This is a genomic window from Sphingosinicella terrae, from assembly GCF_003347635.1.
Taxonomy (GTDB): Bacteria; Pseudomonadota; Alphaproteobacteria; order Sphingomonadales; family Sphingomonadaceae; genus Allosphingosinicella; species Allosphingosinicella terrae.
In genome coordinates this window covers 1,081,333-1,097,839 of sequence record NZ_QDFY01000001.1, presented here as the reverse complement: position 1 = coordinate 1,097,839, position 16,507 = coordinate 1,081,333, and the positions used below count along the sequence as shown (strand labels likewise).

At 68.8% G+C, this 16,507-nt stretch carries 17 protein-coding genes; 13 read left to right on the top strand and 4 right to left on the bottom strand.

All coding sequences use genetic code 11. From position 1 onward, the window contains the following. Window positions 1-219: 219 nt before the first annotated feature. The 10 genes from trbB (at window position 220) to DDE10_RS05085 (ending at window position 9,660) form a co-directional block, all read left to right on the top strand. Window positions 220-1,215, top strand: a complete 996-nt coding sequence (trbB, locus tag DDE10_RS05130; RefSeq protein ID WP_114951576.1) for a P-type conjugative transfer ATPase TrbB — start codon at window positions 220-222, stop codon at window positions 1,213-1,215. Continuing rightward, window positions 1,215-1,547 (top strand): TrbC/VirB2 family type IV secretion system protein, encoded by a 333-nt coding sequence (locus DDE10_RS05125; protein ID WP_114951575.1) that lies wholly within the window; start codon window positions 1,215-1,217, stop codon window positions 1,545-1,547. The genes trbB and DDE10_RS05125 overlap by 1 nt, the downstream gene beginning before the upstream one ends. Next, complete coding sequence (locus tag DDE10_RS05120; RefSeq protein ID WP_114951574.1) at window positions 1,544-1,816, top strand: VirB3 family type IV secretion system protein; 273 nt, start codon at window positions 1,544-1,546, stop codon at window positions 1,814-1,816. The genes DDE10_RS05125 and DDE10_RS05120 overlap by 4 nt, the downstream gene beginning before the upstream one ends. Next, the gene (gene trbE, locus DDE10_RS05115) at window positions 1,810-4,257 is read left to right on the top strand and encodes a conjugal transfer protein TrbE (RefSeq protein WP_114951573.1); all 2,448 of its coding nucleotides are present in this window, start codon (window positions 1,810-1,812) and stop codon (window positions 4,255-4,257) included. The genes DDE10_RS05120 and trbE overlap by 7 nt, the downstream gene beginning before the upstream one ends. Next, entirely contained in the window at window positions 4,254-4,979 is a 726-nt protein-coding gene (gene trbJ / locus DDE10_RS05110; protein WP_114951572.1) for a P-type conjugative transfer protein TrbJ, read from the top strand. Before trbE ends, trbJ begins: the two co-directional genes overlap by 4 nt. Before the next feature lie 104 nt (window positions 4,980-5,083). Then, window positions 5,084-6,391: a P-type conjugative transfer protein TrbL gene (trbL, locus tag DDE10_RS05105; protein WP_114951571.1), complete on the top strand. Its 1,308-nt coding sequence runs from the start codon at window positions 5,084-5,086 to the stop codon at window positions 6,389-6,391. A 3-nt stretch (window positions 6,392-6,394) separates the two neighbouring features. After that, complete coding sequence (gene trbF / locus DDE10_RS05100) at window positions 6,395-7,225, top strand: conjugal transfer protein TrbF (RefSeq protein WP_114951570.1); 831 nt, start codon at window positions 6,395-6,397, stop codon at window positions 7,223-7,225. Next, window positions 7,222-8,220: a P-type conjugative transfer protein TrbG gene (gene trbG, locus DDE10_RS05095; RefSeq protein ID WP_114951569.1), complete on the top strand. Its 999-nt coding sequence runs from the start codon at window positions 7,222-7,224 to the stop codon at window positions 8,218-8,220. Before trbF ends, trbG begins: the two co-directional genes overlap by 4 nt. Beyond that, complete coding sequence (locus tag DDE10_RS05090) at window positions 8,217-9,434, top strand: TraB/TrbI/VirB10 family type IV secretion system protein (protein WP_114951568.1); 1,218 nt, start codon at window positions 8,217-8,219, stop codon at window positions 9,432-9,434. Before trbG ends, DDE10_RS05090 begins: the two co-directional genes overlap by 4 nt. A 4-nt stretch (window positions 9,435-9,438) precedes the next feature. Continuing rightward, on the top strand, window positions 9,439-9,660 hold the full coding sequence (locus DDE10_RS05085) for a DUF2274 domain-containing protein (protein ID WP_114951567.1): 222 nt from the start codon (window positions 9,439-9,441) through the stop codon (window positions 9,658-9,660). A 252-nt stretch (window positions 9,661-9,912) separates the two neighbouring features. Here DDE10_RS05085 and DDE10_RS05080 read toward each other — a convergent pair whose 3' ends face one another. The 3 genes from DDE10_RS05080 to DDE10_RS05070 form a co-directional block, all read right to left on the bottom strand. Continuing rightward, a complete protein-coding gene (locus tag DDE10_RS05080) occupies window positions 9,913-10,617 on the bottom strand; it encodes a CoA transferase subunit A (protein ID WP_114951566.1) in 705 nt (234 codons plus the stop codon). After that, on the bottom strand, window positions 10,614-11,441 hold the full coding sequence (locus tag DDE10_RS05075; protein WP_114951565.1) for a TauD/TfdA dioxygenase family protein: 828 nt from the start codon (window positions 11,439-11,441) through the stop codon (window positions 10,614-10,616). The genes DDE10_RS05080 and DDE10_RS05075 overlap by 4 nt, the downstream gene beginning before the upstream one ends. A 102-nt stretch (window positions 11,442-11,543) precedes the next feature. Beyond that, window positions 11,544-12,428, bottom strand: a complete 885-nt coding sequence (locus tag DDE10_RS05070) for a LysR family transcriptional regulator (protein ID WP_114951564.1) — start codon at window positions 12,426-12,428, stop codon at window positions 11,544-11,546. Window positions 12,429-12,557: 129 nt separating this feature from the next. On the opposite strand from DDE10_RS05070, the gene DDE10_RS05065 reads away from it, so the two are divergent. Both DDE10_RS05065 and DDE10_RS05060 read left to right on the top strand, forming a co-directional pair. Then, a complete protein-coding gene (locus tag DDE10_RS05065) occupies window positions 12,558-13,763 on the top strand; it encodes a mandelate racemase/muconate lactonizing enzyme family protein (protein ID WP_114951563.1) in 1,206 nt (401 codons plus the stop codon). Further along, window positions 13,760-14,743 carry a D-2-hydroxyacid dehydrogenase gene (locus tag DDE10_RS05060; protein ID WP_114951562.1) on the top strand — a complete coding sequence of 328 codons (984 nt, stop codon included), beginning with the start codon at window positions 13,760-13,762 and terminating at the stop codon, window positions 14,741-14,743. Before DDE10_RS05065 ends, DDE10_RS05060 begins: the two co-directional genes overlap by 4 nt. 13 nt (window positions 14,744-14,756) lie before the next feature. Here DDE10_RS05060 and DDE10_RS05055 read toward each other — a convergent pair whose 3' ends face one another. Then, the gene (locus DDE10_RS05055) at window positions 14,757-15,548 is read right to left on the bottom strand and encodes a DNA-binding transcriptional regulator (protein WP_114951561.1); all 792 of its coding nucleotides are present in this window, start codon (window positions 15,546-15,548) and stop codon (window positions 14,757-14,759) included. A gap of 131 nt (window positions 15,549-15,679) precedes the next feature. Here DDE10_RS05055 and DDE10_RS05050 point away from each other — a divergent pair, with 131 nt between their 5' ends. Then, complete coding sequence (locus tag DDE10_RS05050) at window positions 15,680-16,489, top strand: cupin domain-containing protein (RefSeq protein WP_114951560.1); 810 nt, start codon at window positions 15,680-15,682, stop codon at window positions 16,487-16,489. Window positions 16,490-16,507: the final 18 nt, after the last annotated feature.

The following is a 16,507-nucleotide window of genomic DNA, read 5'->3' as shown; positions in this document are numbered from 1 at the left end:
TGGTCCGGGGCCCGATGCCGCACGGGGCCTGGAGCGGCGCCGGATTCGCCGAGCGGACACGCCGTGCGGCGGAGGGACGCTAACGCCGAGACGGGCGATGGCCGATCTAGGCGGCGTCGCCGGCGCTGTGCCGGCCCTGGAGCCGCCAATGACTCACTTGCTCGTCAGGGACCCTGATCATCGGGCGCGGGTCCGGCGCTTCGGTTCCGGCAGCGCCCGATGAGCGCGGTCGAGTCCGCCGAGCGCAAGCGCGCGATGCTGCGTACCGCGATGGGTCCGGACATCGCCGCGGCTTTGGCCGATCCGCTGGTCGTCGAGGTGATGGTCAATCCCGACGGCGCGCTCCGGCTCGACCGGCTCGGCGAGGGGCGGGTCGACACCGGCCGGCGGCTCGACTCCGCGCAGGTCGAGCGGGTGATCCGGCTGGTCGCCAGCCATGCCCGCGGCGAGGCCCATGCCGCCGCCCCGATCGTCAGCGCCGAGCTGCCGGCCCATGGCGACGGCCTCGCCGGCGAGCGGTTCGAGGGCGTGCTGCCGCCGGTGGCGACCGCGCCCTGCTTCTCGATCCGCAAGCCTGCCTCGCGGCTCTACACGCTGCTCGATTATGTGACCGACGGGACCATGAGCGCCGAGGCGGCGCGGGCCCTGGCAGGCGCCGCGGTCGAGCGGCGCAACATCCTGGTGGCGGGTGGCACCAGCTCGGGCAAGACCACGCTTGCCAACGCGCTTCTGGCCGAGATCGCGGCCTTCGACGAGCGGGTGATCCTGATCGAGGACACGCGCGAGCTCCAGTGTGCCGCGCCCGACAGGGTGGCGCTGCGCACGCGCCCGGGAGTGGCGACCATGGCCGACTTGGTCCGCTCGACGCTTCGGCTTCGGCCTGATCGCATCATCGTCGGCGAGGTGCGCGGCGGGGAGGCGCTCGACATGCTCAAGGCCTGGAATACCGGACATCCGGGCGGCATCGCCACCGTCCACGCCAACAGTGCCGTCGCCGCGCTCCATCGCCTCGAGCAGCTGATCCAGGAGGCGGTGGTGACCGTCCCGCGACGGTTGATCGCCGAGGCGATCGACCTCGTCGTGTTCATCGCCGGCCGCGGCCCCGCGCGGCGGGTGGAGACGATCGTCGCGGTCGCCGGGCTCGACGGCGACGGCGACTATGCGGTCGCGCCGCTCGCGCTCGAGGCGCCGGCTTTTCCCGAAGGAGAGGATTGATGGAGATCGAAGCCCGCTTCGCGCGCGCTCAGGGTCGGACCCTGGCGTTGGCAGCTTGTGTCCTCGTGGCCGCCGGGCCGGCGGTGGCGGCGGGCTCGGGTATGCCCTGGGAGGAGCCGCTGCAGCAGGTGCTGGAATCGGTGCAGGGGCCGGTCGCCAAGATCGTCGCGGTGATCATCATCATCACGACCGGGCTGACTTTGGCCTTCGGCGAGACGGCCGGCGGGTTCAGGCGCCTGATCCAGATCGTCTTCGGGCTGTCGATCGCCTTCGCCGCTTCCTCCTTCTTCCTCTCCTTCTTCAGCTTCGGCGGCGGGGCGCTGGTGGCATGATCGGTGCCGGCGGTCATATCGAGGGGTTCGAGGCGCCCATCCACCGCTCATTGGTCGAGCCGATCCTGCTGGGCGGTGCGCCGCGCTCGATCGCCATCGTCAACGGCACGGTGGCGGCGGCGTTGGGGCTCGGGCTCCAGCAGTGGATCGCCGGCCTCGTCGTCTGGGCGCTCGGCCATACGCTGGCGGTGTTCGCCGCCCGGCGCGATCCGAATTTCGCGGCGGTGCTTGCCCGCCACCTGCGCCTGTCGGGGCATCTCGCATGCTGAGGATCGGCGAATATCGAAGCCGCGCCGACCGGCTCGCCGACCATCTGCCCTGGGCGGCCTTGGTGGCGCCGGGCGTGGTGCTCAACAAGGATGGAAGCTTCCTGCGGGTGCTGCGCTTCCGCGGGCCCGACCTCGAGAGCGCGACCGAGGCCGAGCTGGTCTCCGCCTCGGCGCGGGCCAACAATGTGCTGCGCCGGTTCGGATCGGGCTGGGCCTTGTTCTTCGACGCCGAGCGCATCGAGGCGCCGGGCTATCCCGAGAGCCCATTCCCGGATGCGGCCTCCTGGCTGGTCGACAAGGAAAGGCAAGCGGACTTCGAGGGCGGCCGCGCCCATTATGAGAGCCGCTATCATCTGAGCTTCGTCTGGATGCCGCCGCCCGACGGCCAGGCCAGCGCCGAGCGCGCCTTGGTCGAGCGGCCGGCGCGCGAGAGGGGACGCGACTGGCGCGAGGCGCTGGCCTCGTTCGCCGCCGAGACCGACCGCGCGCTCGACCTCTTGTCCGGCTTCATGCCCGAGGTGCGCACGCTGGACGACGCGGAGCTGCTGACCTTCCTCCATGGCTGCGTGTCGACGCGGCGCCACCCGGTGGCCGTGCCGGAGACGCCGGTCTATCTCGACGCGCTGCTAGCCGACACGCCTTTGGTCGGCGGGCTCGAGCCGATGCTCGGCCAGACGCATCTGCGCACGGTGACCTTGCTCGGCTTCCCGGCGATGAGCCGCCCGGGGATCCTCGACGCGCTCAACCACCAGGATTTCGGCTATCGCTGGGTGACCCGCTTCATCGCCCTCGACAAGGCCGAGGCGACGCGCGCGCTGACCCGGCTGCGGCGGCAATGGTTCAACAAGCGGAAGTCCGTCGCCGCTTTGCTGCGCGAGGTGATGTACAACCAGCCGGCGCAGCTGCTCGACAGCGACGCCGACAACAAGGTCCTCGATGCCGAGCTTGCCTTGCAGGCGCTCGGGGCGGATCATGTCTCCTTCGGTTATCTGACCGCGACCGTCACCGTCGCCGACGAGGATCCGGCGGCGGCGGATGAGAAGGTGAGGGCGGTGGAGCGGGTCGTGAACGGGCTCGGCTTCACCTGCATGCGCGAGCGGATGAATGCGGTCGAGGCCTGGCTGTCGAGCCTTCCCGGCCATGTCTATGCCAATGTCCGCCAGCCGCTCATCCACACTTTGAACCTCGCCCATCTGATGCCCCTATCGTCGGTCTGGGCCGGGCCCTCGCGCAACGCCCATCTGGGCGGGCCGCCCTTGCTCCATGCGCAGACCAGCGGCTCGACGCCGTTCCGGCTGTCGACCCACATCGGCGATGTCGGCCACATGCTCGTCGTCGGCCCGACCGGCGCCGGAAAGTCGGTGCTTGTCGCGCTGATGGCGATGCAGTTCCGCCGTTACCCGCGCGCGCGCCTCTGCCTGTTCGACAAGGGCTGGTCGGCGCGCGCCGCGGTGCTCGCCTGCGGCGGTGCTCATCATGCGCTCGGCGGGGGTGGGGAGGGCGAAGCGCTCGCCTTCCAGCCGCTGCGGCGGATCGACGCGCCGGCCGAGCGAAGCTGGGCCGCCGAATGGCTGGGCGCCCTGCTCGCGCATGAGACGGTGGCGGTCACGCCGGAGGTCAAGGAAAGCCTGTGGTCGGCGCTCGGCAGCCTCGCGTCCGCGCCGGCCGGGGAGCGCACGCTGACCGGCCTGTCGCTGCTCCTCCAGTCGAACGCGCTCAAGTCGGCGCTGCTCCCCTTCACCCTGGAAGGGCCGTTCGGCGCCCTGCTCGACGCCGCCGAGGACCGGCTCCATCTGGCCGACCTGGTCTGCTTCGAGACCGAGACGCTGATGGGCCGTCCGGGCGCGGTGATGCCGGTGCTGACCTATCTGTTCCACCGGCTTGAGGAAGGGTTTGACGGGCGGCCGACCCTGCTCGTCCTCGACGAGGCCTGGCTGTTCCTCGACCATCCTTTGTTCGCCGCCCGCATCCGCGAATGGCTGAAGGTTCTTCGCAAGAAGAATGTCGCGGTGGTCTTCGCGACCCAGAGCCTGGCCGACATCGCCGACAGCAGCATCGCGCCGGCGATCATCGAGAGCTGCCCGCAGCGCATCTTCCTGCCCAACGACCGGGCGGTCGAGCCGCAGCAGCGCGCCGCTTATGCGCGCTTCGGGCTCAACGACCGCCAAATCGAGCTGATCGCCCGGGCGACGCCGAAGCGCGATTATTATCTCCAGTCGCAGCGCGGCAACCGCCTGTTCGACCTCGGCCTGGGGCGCATCGCGCTCGCTTTCTGCGGCGCCTCCGATCCGGCCGCCCAGCGGCGGATCGACCGGATCCTCGCCGAGCATGGCGCCGCCGACTTCGCCCGCCACTGGCTCGAGGCCTGCGGCCTCGACTGGGCCGCGGCCGCGCTCGACGACTTTCCCGCCCCCGACAGACCGGAAGGAGAACTCGCATGAAGACCAGATTTGCTGTTCTGGCGCTGGCCGCCGCCGCGCCGCTGGCGATCGCGCTGCCGGCAAAGGAGGCGGCGGCGATCCCCGTCTTCGACGCCACCAATTATGCCCAGAATTTGCTTCAGGCGGCGCGGGCGCTCGAGCAGATCAACCACCAGATCCAGTCGCTGCAGAACGAGGCGGCGATGCTCCAGAACATGGCCCGCAACCTCGAGCGTCTCGATTTCCCGCAGCTCGAGCGGATCAATGGCGCGATGCAGCGCATCGACCAGCTGATGGGGGAGGCGGAAGGGATCGACTTCCGGGTCGACCGGCTCGACGAGCGCATCCGGCAGCTCTTTCCGGGCGAGGCCGGGCGGCTGCTCTCCGGCGACGCGCGGATCGCCGAGGCGCGCGCGCGGCTCGAGGCGGCGGTCGGCGGGTACCGCCAGGCGATGGGCGTGCAGGCGCAGGTGGTCGAGAATGTCCGCGAGGATGCCGGCCTGCTCGCCGAGCTGGCCGGCCGCAGCCGCGACGCCGCGGGCAGCCTCCAGGCGCAGCAGGCGGTGGCCCAGCTGCTGGCGCTCGGCGTCAAGCAGCAGCTCCAGCTCCAGAGCCTGATGGCGGCCGAGCATCGCAGCCAGGCGATCGAGCGGGCGGCGCGGACCCAGGCCGAGGCGGAGGGGCGCGCCGCCACCCGCCGGTTCCTCGGGACGGGCCGCGCCTATCGGCGCGACGCCGACTGACCCCTCTTGGCGCGCGGCCTCTGGCCGCCGCGCCGGCCGCGGGGCGCCTCGTGCCCCCTGGGTGCCCCGCGGCCCCCGATCCTCGAGCCTGCGCTGGAGCCGGCATGGACGACCTCAACGTCATCGACCGCTTCATGGAAGCGTTCATCCGCTACATCGACAGCGGCTTCGGGCTGCTCGGCGGCGACGTCGCCTTCCTGACCACCGTTCTAGTCGGAATCGACATCACTCTGGCCGGCCTGTTCTGGGCGATGGGCGGCGAGGACGACGTCATCGGCCGGTTCCTGAAGAAGATCCTCTATGTCGGCGCGTTCGCGCTGATCCTCGGCTCCTTCCCGATGCTCGCCGACATCATCTTCCGCTCCTTTGCCGGGCTCGGGATCACCGCCGGCGGCGGCACGATGACGGCCGAGGACCTGCTCCGCCCCGGCTATGTCGCCGGCACCGGCTTCGAGGCGGCCTGGCCGCTGCTCGAGCAGGTCGGCGAGATGACCGGCTTCGTCGGCTTCTTCGAGAACTTCCTGGCGATCGCGGTCCTGCTCATCGCCTGGCTGTTCGTGATCATCGCCTTCTTCGTGCTGTCGATCCAGCTGTTCATCACGATCATCGAGTTCAAGCTGACCGCCTTGGCCGGCTTCGTGCTGGTGCCCTTCGCGCTGTGGAACCGGACCAGCTTCCTCGCAGAGCGGGTGCTCGGCAATGTCGTCGCCTCGGGCGTCAAGGTGATGGTGCTGGCGGTGATCGTCGGCATCGGCTCGGGCTTCTTCGACGAGTTCGCCGCCGCTGCCGGCGAGGAGACCGACATAGCCGAGGCGATGAGCCTGGTGCTGGCGAGCCTCGCTCTGTTCGGGCTCGGCATCTTCGGTCCGGCCATCGCCTCCGGCCTGGTCGCCGGCGCGCCCCAGCTCGGCGCAGGCGTCGCGGTGGGGACCACCGCCGCCGCGGTCGGAACATTGGCGGTTGCCGGCGGTGCAGCCGTCGGCGGCGCGCGCGCCGCGGCGGGCGGAACGATGGGCGCGCTTCGCGCCGGCACGTCGATGGGATCGGCCGCCGCGACATCCTACCGGCTCGGCCAGGAGACCTCCGGCTCCAGGAGCATCGGCGCCGGCTTGGTGGGCGTGGGCCGTGCGGGAGGCGCGGCGTTGAAGGCGAAGCTCGGCGATGCGGCCGGCTTGGGGGCCGCCGCGGCCCAGGGCCGGCGGTCGGCGATGCACGCCGGCTCCCCCACCGTTTCTTCGACTGCGGCAGTTTCCGGCGGCGACGCGGCCGCCGACGCTGCGCCTTCATGGGCGCGCCGCCTGCGGTCGGAGCAGACCGCCCGTCACCACCGGCACGTCGCCCTGCAGGCGGTCCGCGAGGGCGACCGCGGCGGCGCGGGCGCCGCCCCCGACATCAGGGAAAGGGAGGATTGAGCGATGAGGTTCAGGCGCGCGGTGCAGCGTTACGGGCGAACGCCCGAGCCGGAGACACCCTATCAGCGGGCCGGGCAGGTGTGGGACGAACGGATCGGCTCGGCGCGGGTACAGGCGCGCAACTGGCGGCTGATGGCGTTCGGCGGGCTGCTTCTGTCCGCCGGGCTTTCGGCGGGGCTGCTCTGGCAGTCGATGCAGAGCCGGGTGGTGCCCTATGTGGTCGAGGTCGACCGGCTCGGCGAGGCGAGGGCGGTCGCGCCGGCGGTCTCGGACTACCGGCCGACCGACCCGCAGATCGCCTGGCATCTCGGCCGGTTCATCCGCAACGTCCGCTCGGTCTCGCTCGACCCGGTGCTGATGCGCGAGAACTGGCTTTCGGCTTATGATTTCGCGACGGAGCGCGCCGGCCGGTTCCTCGGCGAATATGCGCGCGCGGCCGATCCATTCGGCCAGATCGGCGAGCGGACCGTGTCGGTTCAGGTGACCAGCGTCGTCCGCGCTTCGGACCGCTCGTTCCAGGTCAAATGGACCGAGACCGAATATGAGCGCGGCAGCCTCGCCGGCAGCGCGCGCTGGACGGCCATCCTGACGGTTGTCGTGCGGCCGCCGCGCTCGGCCGAGACGCTGCGGAAGAATCCGCTCGGCCTCTACGTCGACGCGATCGACTGGAGCCAGGAGCTCGACGTCCCGGCGCCCGCGCCCGCGCCGGCACCGGCCGCGCCAGGCTGGCCGCCGCGGGCTGCGCCTTCGCTGCCGCTCGGCTCGCCGCTCGACCCGGACCTTGCCGGTCCGTCCGTTCCCGAACCCTTGCCTTCCGAGAGGACCAGCCGATGACCCCAAACCTCCTTCTTGCGATGACCTCCGTCCTCGGCCTCGGCGCCTGCGTGGGGAGCACGGCCGTGGAAGCGGCTCGCCCCGAGCCCGCGACCGCCGCCTATGCGCGGGCCATTCTCGTTCCCGACGCGCAGCCCGAGCCAGACTCGCCTGCAGCGACCGCGCCGGTGCCGGTGGAGCAGCTCCTGCCGGCGCCGGACCCCGCCCGCAGGCGCGCGGCCGGGCCGCCGGTCTCGCGGGTCGAAGCCGCCAATCGCGCCGCGACGCGCGAGCCGAGCCGCGATCATTATGTCAATGCGGTGCAGGTCTATGCATGGACCGAAGGCGCGCTCTACCGGCTCTACACCGCGCCCGAGCGGGTGAGCGACATCGCGCTGCAGCCGGGCGAGGCCCTCGTCTCGGTCGCGGCCGGAGACACCGCCCGCTGGGTGATCGGCGACACGACGAGCGGCGCCGGCGCGCAGCGGCGGACGCATATCCTGGTCAAGCCCTCGGCCGTGGGCCTACGCACCAATCTCGTCATCAGCACCGACCGGCGCGTCTATCACGTCCAGCTCGAGAGCACGCCGCGGACGGCGATGGCGAGCATCTCCTGGACCTATCCGGAAGGCGAGCTGCTGGCGCTGCGCAACGGCGGTGCCGCCGATGCCGAGCCGGCGGTCGCCGCCGGCGTGGCGGTCGAGGCGCTCCAATTCGGCTACAGGATCCAGGGCGACGACCCGCCGTGGCGGCCGCTGCGCGCATTCGACGACGGCAGCCAGGTGTTCATCGAGTTTCCGTCGAGCCTGGCGCAGGGCGAGGCGCCGCCCTTGTTCGTGCTCGGGCAAAGCGGCCGCGCCGAGCTCGTCAACTATCGCGTGCGCGGCCGCTATTATGTGGTCGACCGCCTGTTCGCCGCCGCCGAGCTGCGGCTCGGCGAGCGGCGCCAGCAGGTGGTTCGGATCGTACGGGACGACGAGGGCGGCCCGCGGCGGCGGCGCGGGAGGCCGTCATGACCGACGCGCCTCGGGAGCTGGCGCCGCCGCCGAAGGAGGATCCGGAGACGCTGGTGCTGCGCGGCGCGCCGCGGCCGGTGGTCCGGTTCCGCCGGGGCTTGATCATCGGCATCACCGGCGCGGTGGCGGCGACCCTCGCGGCCCTGGCCTGGGTGGCGCTGGAGCCGCCGAGCTTCCGGATGGCGGCCGGCGACGGACAGGCCGGCGAGCCGGCCGCCACAGCCGCACCCGAGGCGCTGGCCGGCGCTCCGGCCAGCTATGGCGAGGTGCCGGTTCTGGGGCCGCCTTTGCCGGGAGACCTCGGCCGGCCGATCCTCGAGCACCGGCGCAGTCTGGGTGTGGAGGGCGCTCCTCCGCCGGACGGCGCAAGCGAGGCCGAGCGGGCGCGCGCGGCGGCCGAGGCGGAGCGCCAGCGCCGGGCAGCGGCCGAGGAGGCGGCGCGTGCGTCCGCCCTCTTGGTGCAGCTCGCCGGCCGTGGCGGGGCGGAGGGGCAGGCGAGGCCGGCCGCGACCGTCGGCGCCGACGTGACTGAGGTGACGGCCGCAGCGCCGCAGGCTGCCGGCGCGGCCGAGGCCGGCGGCGCGCGGCGGCTGGAGTTCGCGCGCTCGGAGAGCGGGGACGTGAACCCGCATGCGCTGCGGCCGGCGCCGTCGCCCTCGACGCTCAGCGCCGGCACGATCATTCCCGCGAGCCTCGTCACCGGGCTCAACTCCGACCTGCCCGGGACGGTGATCGCGCAGGTGACCGAGAATGTGCGCGACAGCGCCACGGGGCGGACGGTGCTGGTGCCGCAGGGCGCGCGGCTGATCGGCAGCTATGACAGCCTGGTCGCGTTCGGGCAGCGCCGGGCCCTGCTCGTCTGGCAGCGTATCGTTCTCCCGGACGGATCCTCAGTGCGGCTCGACAACGTGCCGGCGACCGACCTGTCGGGTTATGCCGGCATCGAGGACGGCGTGGATTTCCACACCTGGCGGCTGCTGAAGGGGGTCGTGCTCTCGACCTTGCTCGGGATCGGCACCGAATTGAGCTTGGGCAGCGCCGAGAGCGATCTCGTGCGCGCGGTGCGGGAATCGACCCAGCAGAATGCCGCCCGCGCGGGCGACCGGATCACGTCGCGCAACCTGGACGTGCAGCCGACTTTGACGGTGCGGCCGGGATGGCCGCTGCGGGCGGTGGTCCACAAGGATCTCGTTCTTCGGCCGTGGCGGGGATGAGGCGATGGCCGAGCTGCGACTGAAGAAGCTGCCGGACCGGACCCCGGTGAAGGTGACGGTGAGCCTGCCGCCCGAGCTGGGCGAGGCCCTGGCCGAATATGCCGAGCTCTATCGGGAGACCTACGGTCAGGCCGAGCCGATGCAGGAGCTGATCCCGGCGATGTTGGCGGCTTTTCTCGAGGCTGACCGGCAGTTCGCACGCCGGCGGCGGGACAGGCGGAGCTGATCCGATGGGCGGCTCAGCTCGCGCTATCCCTGGCGACGCCGGTTTGGGCATGATCACGGTGGAGGAATTTGCGCGCCTGGCGCGGCTGTCGCGGCGGCAGATCGACCGGCTTCGCCGACGGCGGCCGGAGGGTTTCCCACGGGAGTATGAGCTGGGTAGCGGCGGCAGCAAATACAGGCGCTGTCCGAGGTTTAGACTAGCGGACGTGCAGAGATGGCTGGATTCGCGGGCGCTCTGGTAGGAATGCCATCCTCAATTCCGCGGTCGAACGGTACGCTTTTCGATCCGCTTCTCGTTTATGGTGCTCTGCACGATGCGATCCACGTAAATGCCCGGCGTATGGACGTGATCCGGGTCGAATGTGCCGACCGGAACGATCTCCTCCGCCTCGACCACGGTTACGCGCCCCGCGGTGGCCATCACCGGATTGAAGTTGCGCGCGGTCTTGCGGTACATCAGGTTACCTTCCAAATCGGCGCGCCATGCCTTGACGATGGCGAGGTCGGCGCGGAGCCAAGTCTCCCTCACATAAGTTTCGCCGTCGAACGTCTCGGTCGGCTTGCCCTCGGCGACGATCGTGCCGACGCCGGTACGCGTGTAGAAGGCAGGGATGCCTGCCCCGCCGGCGCGAATGCGCTCCGCAAGAGTGCCCTGAGGCGTGAGTTCCAGTTCGAGTCGCCCGGACAGATACTGTTCCTCGAACAGCTGGTTGTCTCCGACATAGGAGGAGACCATCTTCGCGATCTGCCCAGATTGGAGCAGCATCCATAAGCCGAATCCGTCCGCGCCGGCATTGTTCGAGATCACCGTGAGGCCCTTCACGCCGGCGGCACGGATCTCAGGGATCAGGCTCTCCGGGTTTCCCGCGAGGCCGAAGCCACCCGACATGATAGTCATGCCGTCGAACAGCAGGCCCGCCAGCGCCGCGCGGGGGTCGGCGTAGACTTTGCTCCTCACGCGCCGGCCGGGATCAGGCTGCCGCCCTCGACGGCGACTCGATGCATGAAGCGGCGGCGCCCCTGATAGTCGTTCGCCGCATAATGCCAGACCTGGATATTGTCCCAGATGGCAATCGAGCCGGGGCGCCACTGGAAGCGGCATTGATATTCCGGCTTTTGTCCGTGCACCTTCAGAAACTCGAGCAGCGGCGCGCTCTCGCGCTCCGTCCAGCCATCGAATCGCAAGGTATAGGCCGCGTTGATGAAGAGCGATTCCCTACCGGTGAGAGGGTGGCGGATGACGACCGGGTGACTGACTTCCGGGCTGAACTCGTCGGTGAACTTCTTGCGTCGGCTCGATCGGAGCACACGCTCATTGCCATGGATGGCGCGCAGGCTGCGCAACATGTCCCGCAGACCGGGCGAAAGCCCTTCAAATGCCGCGGCCATGCCGGCGAACAGGGTGTCGCCGCCGCGCTCCGGCAATTCGCGCGCCACCAGAATGGCCAGCGCCGGTGGGCGCTCATGAAAAGTCAGATCGGCATGCCATCCGCCGCCGATATTGTCATACTGATCCTCGGCCTTACTGACCTCGCTCATTTCGGGGTAGCCGGGGACGCTGGTCGCGTGCTTGGACACGAGGATCGGTTTCCCGAAGAGTCGGGCCAGCGCGAGATGCTGATCCGGAGTGATCTCCTGATCCCGGAAGAATATGACGCCATGGTCGGCCAGCGCACGGCGCAGATGGTCTGCCGTCCCCGGCTCGATGGCCGCGGAAAGGTCGATGCCGCGGATCTCCGCGCCAATATAGTCGCTCACCGGAATCACGTCGAGTTGCGCCATATCGTCCTCCCATCGTCCTTGTCGGGATCCTAGACGATGCGGCCGGCGCAGAAAGCGGCCAGGGGGAAATTCACTATTTCGAATGCGGAAATGATCGCCGCGCTAGGCAGCTAACAAGGCCAACCGCGCCTTCAGGAAATCGACGAAGGCGCGTACCCTCATCGGCATGTGTCGGGAGGCGGGGAAGATCGCATAGAGGTTCAGCGAAACCGGTGGCCGGTCTGCCAGGAGCGTGCGCAGCCTGCCCGAACGCACATCCTCTTCGATCATGAAGCGCGGGAACATGGCGATGCCTTGACCGGACAGCGCTGCCGACCGCAGCACCTCGAGCATGTTGGTCCGCAGCGAGCCGCTCACGGCGACCGCCGTCTCCCCATCCGGTCCCTCGAACCGCCATGTGTCGGAGCTGGTCACGAGGCAATTGTGACGCCCGAGTTCCTGCACGGACGCCGGCCAGCCGCGCCGCTCTAGATAGTCATCGGCAGCCACGACCGATCGCGGCACGGTCGCGAGCCGTGTCGCCACCAGACTCATATCCTCGAGCTGACGGGTGATCCGAAGCGAGACATCCCACCCTTCGGCGACGATGTTGGCACGGCCGTCGTCCACATGAAGCGCGACCTGAACGTCGGGATGCGCCTCCAGGAATTCCTGCAGGACCGGCGTGTGATGGAACAGCCCGAACGATGCCCGCACGCCGATGCGCAGCACGCCCCGCGCCTCACCGACCGCGCCGCGGACCGTCTCGTCGAGCGCGTCGATGCGCGCGACGATGTCCGTGCCGAGCTCGAGAGCGGTCATTCCGGCTTGGGTGACGCTCACGCTCTTGGTGGTGCGCATCAGCAGCTGAGCCCCGAGACGGCGCTCCAGCCAGGCGACATGCTTGGTCACATTGCCATTGGCCATGCGCAGATGCTCCGCCGCCCGGGAGAAGCTGCGCCGCCGGGCGACCTCCGCGAATACCTTGAGCGCGGTGACGAGATCCATGGGCAGGCTCCGCGGGCGACAAGTCTGTTCGTGAAATACTTTTTCGGAATTGGAAATACAACTCGCCGCTGAAGCCGCCTATCATCACGCCGCCGGATCACGACGATCCGCGGATCGGAGCGGTTGCGGATGCGGATTACAGGTCTCGACATATTGCATGTCGACGGAGGCTTCTCGGTCTTCTCCTATCTCAAGGTCACGACGGACGCCGGTCTCACAGGCTGGGCTGAATTCAGCGGCCATGAAACGATCCCCGGCCATCTTCGCGAGATGAAGCGCCGGATCGCCGGCGCCGACCCGTGCGATCTCGCGGCGCTCGATGCGGTGCTGTTCACCTACCAGCGGCACCACCCCGCGGGTTCGGTCGGCCGAGCGATCGGCGCGGTGATGAATGCGTGCCTGGACATCAAGTCGAAAGCCGCCGGCCTGCCGGTCCACGCCTTGCTGGGCGGCGCGGTGCGACGGCGGATACCCCTATACTGGTCCCATTGTGGCCTCTTTCGAGTCCGGTTCGCCGACTTGTTCGAGACGATTATCGGCAAGCCTCCGATTCGCACGCTCGACGATCTCAAGGCGGCGGGACGCGAAGTTGCCGATGCCGGGTTCCGCGCACTCAAGACCAATCTGATCCGCTTCGATTCCGGCACGGCCGCGACGTACAGCCCCGGCATCGGCCGCTCGACTTTGGTCGGCCATCCCGAACTCAACATCGATCCCGCCATCCTGAGGGCATTCACGGACCAGATCGAGGCGCTGCGTGACGGGGCCGGGCCGGACGTAGAGATCGCGTTCGACTTGAACTGCAACTTCAGACCCGAGGGTTACCGGAAATTGGCGCGCGCCGCTGAGCCGTTCGACCTGATGTGGCTGGAGATCGACATGCTGGATGCTCGGGCGCTGGCGTCATTGCGGGCGTCGACGACTACGCCGATTGCCTCGCTGGAAAAGATAATGCGGCGCCACACCCTGCGGCCCTATCTCGAACGGGAGGCGGTGGATGTCGCCATCATCGATGCGCAATGGACGGGTGTCTGGGAGAGCGTGAAGATGGCGCACATGCTCGATGCCTATGAGATCAATGTCGCAGCTCACAATTCCGCCGGCCCGCTCGGCGCACGCATGAGCGCGCATTTCTGCGCGGCGATCCCGAACTTCCGGATCATGGAGCATGAGGTGGATGCGGTGCCCTGGGCAGCCGGACTGCTGGAGCCGCCGAACCTCATCGAATCCGGCGAGTTCGTGATCGACGACGGCCCCGGCTGGGGCGCCGAAGTCGACGAGGAGGCGGCTCGCGCCCACCCCGCCACGGATCGCCCGGAGGAGAAGCTGCTATGAGCCGGGAGCGTATTCCCATCGTCCTTTTCACCAGGGACATTTATCGCGACGCGATCGTCGCGCGGATCGGCAAGGCGACCGATGTGGAACTCCGGATTGTCGATGACGAAGCCGAACTTGCGGGGGCGCTCGATCAGGCTCAGGTGCTGATTGCCAGCGGAGCCGGCTCCCGCTTCAGCGCGCAGACGGCGAACATTCTCCGCAGCTGCGCCCCGAAGCTCCGGTGGGTTCATACGACATCGGCCGGCAATGACGGCATCGCCAGGCACGGCCTACCCGAGCATGTCCAGCTCACCGGCGGAGGCGGGCATTCGGCGGCGAATGTCGCGGAGCACGCGCTGGCACTGCTGCTCGGCATCGCGCATTGCCTTCCCGACTTTGTGGCGAACAAGGCACAGGCGCGCTGGGACCGGAGCTTCAAGCCACGCTTCAGCGTGCTTAGCGGCAAGAATGCGACCGTGCTTGGATTTGGCCCGATCGGACAGACAATCGCCCGCCATCTGCGTGCGCTCGGACTCTACGTCACCGCCGTCACCCGTTCCGGAAGACCCGACGAACTCGCTGACGCGACGCTGCCGGTGACGCGGCTGGACCATGCGTTGGCCATGTCCGAGATCCTCGCAATAGCAGCGCCGCTGAGTTCGGAAACCAGGGGCCTGATCGGCGCGGCCCAGCTGCGCGCGCTGGGAGATTCGGGTTATCTGGTGAACGTCGGTCGGGGCGCAATCGTTGACTCGGAGGCGCTTGCCGATGCGCTGGAGCAGGGAACGATTCGCGGCGCCGCAATCGACGTCACCGTTCCCGAGCCGCTGCCGCCCGATGACCGACTATGGCGCGCGCCCAATCTGATCATCTCGCCGCACACCGCGGGCGGCGGTGGTCGCGCTTCCGTGGAGCGAATGGCCGACAGCGTCGAGGCGAATCTCGAGCTGTTTCGGGCTGGCCTGGCCCTCCGCAATCCGGTCACCCTGTATCCCTAGGGGCCATGCGGCCTCAGCCGATTTCCGCACGCGCCGCCGCAAGCTCGGACAGTCTTCGCGATATGTCCTTCGCGGCTTCCCTCATTGTCGTCAGATAACGTTCGACCGCCTTCTCTATGTCGTAGGTCGACCGAAACCAGGTGAAGCCGATCGAGGCGGTGACGGTGCTGTCCATGAATATGGGCACGGCGAGCGTGGAGGATACCGGCCGGACCAGAGGATCGCGGATGGCGTAACCACGAGCACGTGTCTCGCTCACGATCTTGTCAATCATCTTCGCATCTCGCGCATGGTCGGCACCTTCGCCGCCGCCGCTGGCTACGAGGTCGAGCAGCGCCTGGCGCTCCTCGTCGCTGCAATAGGCCAGATAGGCCCGGCCCAGAGCGCGGGTGACGAGGCTCAGTCGCATGCCGATCGAGGAATGGAGCAGAGACAGCGAGGAGCGCGGAATCGTGCTGTAGCGGACCACCATTGCGCCGCCGTCCGGCACCGCCACCGCCACCGGCCACTTGATCTCCCGCGTGATCTTCTCCGCGACCTGCGCGGCGGCTTCGACGATCATCGGCGAGCTGTGGTAGCCGGAGACGAGGGAGACCAGTCCGCTGCGCAGCTCATAGGTTCCATAGCGCGGCCCCTTGCCGGCGAGTCCCGCATGTTCGAGCGTTTGCAACAGGCGGATGAGGGTCGCCTTCGGCAATCCGGTTTCGCGATGAAGATCCGCGAGCGACGAGATCGGCCGCAGGTTCATCGCCTTCACCACGGCGAATGCGCGCAGCACGGATTCGATGGGGCGGGGGGCGTCCATATCGCTTGATCTAGCACGAAGCCCCCGGAAAGCAGCGCTGGCTGCCGTTCCGCACAGCGGAAAGTTCTAATTTTGCCGTAGCTGACTCGCATGGCCGTTCACCAAGGTTCGCGAAACGTGAGGAGAGTCGAGTGTCGGATAGGGGCAGCCAGGTGCAGCGCGCGCACCTGATTGATTTTCGCGGACCGGGGCGCCGGGCCGCACGGGCGCACAATTTCTTCGTCGAACTGTTCGATCCGCGGAAAGCAGATGCGCAGGCCGTCGAGAGCGGGCACGAGATGATGCTCCTGCTCCTCGATTGCGAGGCGCAGGTCGACAGCGATGACGTGTCGACCTTCGTTCCGTCGCGCAGCGTCGCCTTGTTGCCCGCCGGGCGTCATGCGCTGCGGTTCAATGGCGACTGCCCGGCGGTCCTGCTTGCCTCCGACCGGCCTGACCTGTCGGACGAGGCGATCGTCAATGGCCACCTCTTTGTCGAGCGCGACAGTCGCGTTCTTCCCGTGGCGGAGGTCGATGCCCGCAAGGACGGTCATAGCGTCCAGGTCATCGGGATCGACAGCTTTGCTGCCCCGGCCGACAATCCGAGGCTGAAGATGCTCCGTTCCGCAACGATGAGCATCAACTGGTGCGAGTATGAAGGTCCGCGCGACCGCACCCAGCTGTCACCGCACAGTCACGCCGAGTTCGAGCAGGGCAGCCTGGCGATGCGCGGCACCTTTCACCACCATTTCCGCGTGCCCTGGGGCAGGAATGCGAACCTCTGGCGTGCGGATGAACGGATCGAGGCGCTCAGTCCGTCACTGGCCGTCATCCCGATCGATCTGATCCACACGACCGAAGGCGTGGGCGACGAAATGCATCTGTTGATCGACATTTTCTCGCCGCCGCGCGGCGACTTCATCGCCCGCGGCTGGGTCCAGAACTCAAGCGACTACGAATGACACAATAAGACCAAGGGG

Coding starts and splice junctions, on each gene's coding strand:
- trbB (WP_114951576.1), top strand. CDS start 220: ATGAGCGCGGTCGAGTCCGCCGAGCGCAAGCGCGCGATGCTGCGTACC.
- DDE10_RS05125 (WP_114951575.1), top strand. CDS start 1,215: ATGGAGATCGAAGCCCGCTTCGCGCGCGCTCAGGGTCGGACCCTGGCG.
- DDE10_RS05120 (WP_114951574.1), top strand. CDS start 1,544: ATGATCGGTGCCGGCGGTCATATCGAGGGGTTCGAGGCGCCCATCCAC.
- trbE (WP_114951573.1), top strand. CDS start 1,810: ATGCTGAGGATCGGCGAATATCGAAGCCGCGCCGACCGGCTCGCCGAC.
- trbJ (WP_114951572.1), top strand. CDS start 4,254: ATGAAGACCAGATTTGCTGTTCTGGCGCTGGCCGCCGCCGCGCCGCTG.
- trbL (WP_114951571.1), top strand. CDS start 5,084: ATGGACGACCTCAACGTCATCGACCGCTTCATGGAAGCGTTCATCCGC.
- trbF (WP_114951570.1), top strand. CDS start 6,395: ATGAGGTTCAGGCGCGCGGTGCAGCGTTACGGGCGAACGCCCGAGCCG.
- trbG (WP_114951569.1), top strand. CDS start 7,222: ATGACCCCAAACCTCCTTCTTGCGATGACCTCCGTCCTCGGCCTCGGC.
- DDE10_RS05090 (WP_114951568.1), top strand. CDS start 8,217: ATGACCGACGCGCCTCGGGAGCTGGCGCCGCCGCCGAAGGAGGATCCG.
- DDE10_RS05085 (WP_114951567.1), top strand. CDS start 9,439: ATGGCCGAGCTGCGACTGAAGAAGCTGCCGGACCGGACCCCGGTGAAG.
- DDE10_RS05075 (WP_114951565.1), bottom strand. CDS start 11,441: ATGGCGCAACTCGACGTGATTCCGGTGAGCGACTATATTGGCGCGGAG.
- DDE10_RS05070 (WP_114951564.1), bottom strand. CDS start 12,428: ATGGATCTCGTCACCGCGCTCAAGGTATTCGCGGAGGTCGCCCGGCGG.
- DDE10_RS05065 (WP_114951563.1), top strand. CDS start 12,558: ATGCGGATTACAGGTCTCGACATATTGCATGTCGACGGAGGCTTCTCG.
- DDE10_RS05060 (WP_114951562.1), top strand. CDS start 13,760: ATGAGCCGGGAGCGTATTCCCATCGTCCTTTTCACCAGGGACATTTAT.
- DDE10_RS05055 (WP_114951561.1), bottom strand. CDS start 15,548: ATGGACGCCCCCCGCCCCATCGAATCCGTGCTGCGCGCATTCGCCGTG.